The organism is Bacillus sp. SIMBA_008 (genome assembly GCF_046535495.1).
Lineage (GTDB): Bacteria > Bacillota > Bacilli > Bacillales > Bacillaceae > Bacillus > Bacillus subtilis.
Genome location: NZ_JAWRWL010001412.1, coordinates 1 through 230 on the forward strand (window position 1 = coordinate 1; position 230 = coordinate 230).

Here is a 230-nt window from a genome sequence, read left to right on the forward strand (position 1 = left end):
GCCAGCATGTCGCGCATCTTCTGCATAGCGCGCTCGGGTGCCACCACGCCCATGTTCACCTGTTCGGCGATGACGTCGGCAACCGCACCATCACGTTCGACCTTGACCAGCAACATCACCTCACCCTGCGCACCGATGCGGTAAGCCGCCTCCGGATAACGCGGAGGCCTCATCTGGTTTCCGGTCACTGCGTCGGTGGCCTTGTCGTCATACTCGCTGAAATCGACACT

The 230-nt window shown here is 61.3% G+C and carries 1 protein-coding gene; it reads right to left on the reverse strand.

Annotated features, from left to right (window positions below; genetic code table 11):
• Positions 1 to 230 (reverse strand): energy transducer TonB (locus tag SB658_RS28130; RefSeq protein WP_410603897.1); only part of this gene is annotated, 230 nt, incomplete at both ends.